The organism is Actinomycetospora sp., assembly GCF_055612215.1.
This window is the reverse complement of sequence record NZ_JBVPVA010000184.1, coordinates 1-3402: the sequence shown is the minus strand read 5'-3', so window position 1 is coordinate 3402 and position 3402 is coordinate 1. Positions and strand designations below refer to the sequence as shown.

Annotated in this window: 4 protein-coding genes; 1 reads left to right on the top strand and 3 read right to left on the bottom strand. The window is 73.0% G+C overall.

All coding sequences use genetic code 11. The features are described from left to right. Nucleotides 1-540: AI-2E family transporter (locus AC0CYZ_RS05150; protein WP_472212988.1), on the bottom strand; the 540-nt coding region annotated here is incomplete at its 3' end. Nucleotides 541-578: 38 nt separating this feature from the next. Next, a complete protein-coding gene (locus AC0CYZ_RS05145) occupies nucleotides 579-752 on the bottom strand; it encodes a DUF1049 domain-containing protein (protein WP_472212986.1) in 174 nt (57 codons plus the stop codon). 383 nt (nucleotides 753-1135) lie between these two features. Here AC0CYZ_RS05145 and AC0CYZ_RS05140 point away from each other — a divergent pair, with 383 nt between their 5' ends. Continuing rightward, a complete protein-coding gene (locus tag AC0CYZ_RS05140; protein ID WP_472212984.1) occupies nucleotides 1136-2587 on the top strand; it encodes an MFS transporter in 1452 nt (483 codons plus the stop codon). A 40-nt stretch (nucleotides 2588-2627) separates the two neighbouring features. Here AC0CYZ_RS05140 and glsA read toward each other — a convergent pair. Beyond that, nucleotides 2628-3402, bottom strand: a 775-nt coding sequence (gene glsA, locus AC0CYZ_RS05135; RefSeq protein WP_472212981.1) for a glutaminase A, incomplete at its 5' end; no start/stop codon positions are given.

Here is a 3402-nt window from a genome sequence, read left to right as displayed (position 1 = left end):
CACCAGCACGAGGCCGGTCACCACCGCGCCGAGGCCGGAGAGCAGCGCGCCCACGGCCGGTACCAGCCGGCTCAGGTCCGCGGTGCCCGCGACCCGGGCGGACTGCGTCGGGTCGATCCCGACGCCGGTGAGCGCGGTACGCAGCGACGCCACCAGCTGCTGCCAGGCCCCCGCGTGCTGGGCCAGCACCGTTCCCAGCCGGCTGACCGACGCCACCAGGAACACCGCGAGCACCAGGAGCGCCCCGTAGATCACCACCAGCAGGGACAGCGTCGCCGCCCACCCCGGCCATCCCCGGCGTCGGAGCCACCCCTGGACCGGATACATCGCGAGCACGATGACGAACGCCAGCAGCAACGGCCCGAGCAGCCACGACGCCGCCGAGACGCCGGCCACGCCCGCGACCGTGGCGGCCGCCCCCAGCAGGACCACGACGCCCCGGGGGAAGACGGCCGTGACGCCGCCCGCGGCGGGAGGCCGCGCCGGCTCGTCCGCCGCCGCTCCCGCACCCCGGGCGAGCCGGTGGTCGGCGTCGGACACCGCGCTCACTCCTCGCACCGCGCCGCTCCCCCGGCGGTTCACCGTCGGCGTTGGCGGTCCAACAGCACGCCGACGACGAGGCCGATGAGCAGCGTGCCGGTCAGGGCCGCCCACAGCGGCATCAGCACCACCGGGAGCAGCAGGCGGATCTCGGTGAGCTGGCGGTTCTCGAGGATGAACACGACGGCGACGACGAGGAGCACGAGCGCCACGACCCATCGCGAGTTCCACCGGGTCCGCACCTGCCGCGGAGATCGGCCTCGCCCGGTGGTGCCGCCCGGCGGGACAGGGCCTGCGGTCATCTCGTCTCCCTCGCCCGGTCGGTCCCTCGTCGTCGATCCGAGGATGGGCGAGCCGGTCGGAGCGTGCCTCACCTGCGGGAGGTGAGCCGCTACGTTCCGCCGAGGTGACGCTGTCCGTGCCGGGGACATGGGTGAGCCAGACCTCCGTCGCGACGTCTCCCCGCGGCCGCTCCGATCCGGTCGGCGGTTCACCGGCGCGGGTCACGGCACCGTGGTCACCCGCCGAGGATGACGTGAGGGAGGACGTCGCGCCCGACGCTGGCCCCGTGAATGCCTCAGGGACAGCTGCCGGGGTGGCGACCGGCGGGGTGCTCGGGACGAGTTGTCTGTCGACCTTCGTGGTGAACGCCAACACCTCCGCGGTGAGCATCCTGCTGCCCTCCATCGGGGTCGATCTGGACGCCTCGCTCGATCTGCTGCAGTGGGCGGTGACCGGCTATCTCCTCGTCGGAGCGGCGACCATCATCACGTCCGGGGCGATGGGCGACGTGTTCGGTCGACGCCGGGTGTTCGTCGCCGCGCTCGCGCTGTTCGCCGCCTCTTGCGTGCTGATCGCCCTCGCCCCGACCGGTGGGGTGGTGGTGGCCGGCCGCATTGTGCAGGGCGCGGCGGGCGCGGCGATCCTCGCGTCCGGACTGAGCCTGCTCTCGGTGGCGACGACCGGGCCCGGGCAGATGCGCGCGGTCGCCCTGTGGGGAGCGGCCTCGGCCGCGGGGGCCGCGGCCGGGCCGGTCGTCGGCGGGGTGCTCAACGAGGTCGCCGGGTGGCAGGGGCTGTTCTGGATCAACGCCGCGATCGGGGCGGCGTGCATCCCCTGGGTGCTGGCCACCGTGTCCGAGTCCCGGGACCCGACCCGACCGCGGACGATCGACCTCGCCGGCACCGTGCTGGTCGCCGCCGTGCTCGCGCCGTTCGTCTTCGCGGTCACGAAGGGCTCGTCCTGGGGATGGGCCTCGCCGGCCACCCTGGCCTGTCTGGCGGTGTCGATCCTCGCCGCCGTCGGCTTCGTGCTCGTCGAGCGCCGGGTGGCAGCTCCCCTGGTCGACCTCGCGCTGCTGCGCAACCCCCTCCTGGTGGGCTCGACCCTCGCCATCCTGATCGGCGCCGGCGCGATCGCCGGGGTCTCGTTCCTGATCAGCCTGTACTTCCAGGACCCGGCCACCTTCGGCATGACGAGCCTGCAGGCCGGTCTGGCCACGTTGCCCGTGGCCGTCGTCGTCGTCCTGGTCGCTCCCGCGGTCACACCGCTGGCGAACAAGTTCGGGGCGCGACCGGTCATCGTCGTCGGGTTCGTCCTGCTCACCGTGGGATTCGTGCTCCTCGCCCTGGTGCAGTCGTCGTGGTCCTACCTCACGTTCCTGCCGGCCCTGTTCGCCATCGCGGTCGGGCTCGGCCTGTCCAACGGACCCTCGTCGTCGATCGCGACCGCGGCCGTCGACGACGACCAGGTGGGCGCGGCGTCGGGCATCTCGAACATGGCGCGCTACGTGGGCGGCGCTGTCATGACCGCCGTCGTCGCCGGCATCTACGCCTCGGTCAGCGCCGACCAGGTCGACGGCGGCGGCGCCTCTGCCGACGCGCTGGCCTCGGGCCTGTCCCGGGCCTCGATCGCACTGGCCATCTTCTGCGTGCTCGGGGTACCGCTCGCTCGGCGTGTCGCCCGACGACGGCGTCCCCGGGCGGTCGACCTGGCGGCGGCGGCCGCGGCGACCAGCTACACCCTGCCGGTGGCGCCGCCTCCGTGACCTCGGCGCGGTCGACCTCGACGCCGTCGAGCCGTGGCGGCTAGAGGACCCGGCCCGCGGCGCTCGGCGGAGTGAACATGTGGAGTCCGAAGTGCGTGGAGAGATCCCGGCAGATCGCGACCCCGCGGGCCGAATTGCCGTACGCGTCCAGCCCGGGTGAATACACCGCGATCCCGATCCGCTCGGGGATCGCCGCCACGATCCCGCCGCTCACACCGCTCTTGGCCGGGATGCCCACATCGTAGAACCACTGCCCGGCAGCGTCGTACATGCCGCAGGTGAGCATGACGCTGGCGACGTCACGGACGTACTCCTCGGGCATCGCCCGCAGCCCGGTGAGTGGGTTCGTCCCGCCGTTGGCAAGCGTGGCGCCCATCAGCGCGAGCTCGTCGGTGGTCACCGTGATCGAACACGCCGAGAGGTAGACGGCGACGTTCTCCTCGATGTCCCCGGCGAGCATCCCCAGCGAGCGCATGAGGTAGCTGACGCCGAGGTTGCGGTCGCTGGTGCGGAGCTGGGTGTCGAGGATGTCCTGGTCGACGTCCAGTCCCGGGTTGCCGGTGAACACCCGCAGCCGTTCCCGGAGCCGCTCGACCTTCTCGGTCCTGTCCGCGCCGTGCACCAGGCTCGCGGCGACGAGGGCTCCGGCGTTGACCATCGGGTTGTACGGCCGGTGGTGCACCTCGTCGAACGTGACGGAGTTGTACGGGTCCCCGGAGGGCTCGACGCCCACCCGGGCCAGCGTGGCCGCCCGGCCGTTGTCCTCGAGGGCGAGCGCGTAGGTCGAGACCTTCGAGATCGAGTGCAGCGGGAAG